1 protein-coding gene is annotated in these 353 nt (G+C 49.6%); it reads right to left on the reverse strand.

Annotated elements, in window-relative coordinates; all coding sequences use genetic code 11:
- On the reverse strand, positions 1-353 hold a 353-nt coding region (locus D9Y29_RS26615; protein ID WP_206513882.1), incomplete at both ends, for a hypothetical protein.

Genomic DNA, 353 nt, shown 5'->3' on the forward strand with positions numbered 1-353 from the left:
ACATCAGTTACTGAAGCGTCAGCGATTTTCGCTGTAGTGACAGCGTTAGCATCCAGCTTTGCAGTGGTGATAGCACCATCAACAACCTTAACAGTTGTCACGGCATCATTAGCAAGCTTGGCTGAAGTGATGGCATTCGCAGCTATAGCTGGACTGGGGAAAGTTCCGGTCAGATCTCCGCTGGCGGCTCCGCCAGGAGGGATCGTAAGACCGGCAGCGAGTTTATTGGAAGTAATGGCACCATCAGCAATTTTTGCTGTTGTGATTGCTTCGTCCTGAAGTTTTGTTGTTCCAACTGAAGTGTTGGCAAGCTTGGCGTTGGTTACGGATGCGTCAGCAAGTTTTGCTGTAGT

This window comes from Pseudoflavitalea rhizosphaerae, from assembly GCF_003991355.1.
In the GTDB taxonomy this organism is placed as follows: domain Bacteria; phylum Bacteroidota; class Bacteroidia; order Chitinophagales; family Chitinophagaceae; genus Pseudobacter; species Pseudobacter rhizosphaerae.